General features: G+C 64.3%; 1 protein-coding gene and 1 pseudogene. One reads left to right on the top strand and one right to left on the bottom strand.

Translation table 11 applies throughout. From position 1 onward, the window contains the following. Positions 1–480: 480 nt before the first annotated feature. Positions 481–627: pseudogene (gene tnpA, locus FLX08_RS39965) on the bottom strand (IS200/IS605 family transposase); the annotation flags it as partial. A gap of 186 nt (positions 628–813) precedes the next feature. Here tnpA and FLX08_RS43610 point away from each other — a divergent pair. Then, positions 814–872: helix-turn-helix domain-containing protein (locus tag FLX08_RS43610; RefSeq protein WP_482809801.1), on the top strand; the 59-nt coding region annotated here is incomplete at its 3' end.

Here is an 872-nt window from a genome sequence, read left to right as displayed (position 1 = left end):
GTCCACCGGTTAACCCCGTGAACGCTGCCGGTCACAGCACTGAACGAGTACGTCGCGACACGGACTGGGAAAATCCGCCGACATGTAATAGCCGACAATCGCCGCCATTTTTGCGAACTCTGTGTAATTGACTGACTGCGCCTCGTAATATCTCGGCCATGCCTGGTATTGATCACGAAATGCCGATCGAGCTCATCCGCAACCGGCCGGAGACCGCACTTGAGCTGCTCCGCTGCGCCACCGGCATGCGGGTGCCGGCCTTTGCCGTCGCTCGGGTCGAGGCGGCCGAATGCACCCAGCCGGGACCGATCGAGCACCGCGCCGACTCGGTGGTGGTCGTGCGGGACAAGACCGGAACGGCGCTCCTGGCCGTGATCGTGGAGGTGCAGCTCGGACGGGACGCCGCCAAGAGGTTCAGCTGGCCGGTCTGCGTCACGGTGAAGCGGACCCTCCCGTGTAGCGGGGCAGAGAAGGCTGGGGGAACTCCTGTCGCAGCCGCCGGGAGGACACCCCTTTCAGCGAGTTGACCAGCCGGGACAGGGCGACCTTCGGCGGGAAGTTCACCAGCAGGTGGACGTGGTCAGGCTCGCCCTTGAACTCGGCCCGCTCGCACTCGACGTCCGCGCACCCCATCTCCCTGGACGCGAACCGCAGGACCGCTCCATGCGCTTTCGGTGCGCCCCATTGAATATGGACGCCGGGTGCCGGAACGTGGTCACGGAAACCACATGAGCGTGCGGGGCCAAAACGCGGGTGTCTGCCCGTTCTGATATTCCTATGCTCGGCCATAAAGCCAATGGTTAAGGTCACGGCGTGCAGCTCAGGTACAACTTCCGCCTCTACCCGACCCTTGGCCAGCGTCAAGCGTTGGC

Origin of the sequence: Microbispora hainanensis, assembly GCF_006874475.1 — a bacterium.
GTDB classification, from domain to species: domain Bacteria; phylum Actinomycetota; class Actinomycetes; order Streptosporangiales; family Streptosporangiaceae; genus Microbispora; species Microbispora hainanensis.
This window is presented reverse-complemented; position numbering and strand designations above follow the sequence as displayed.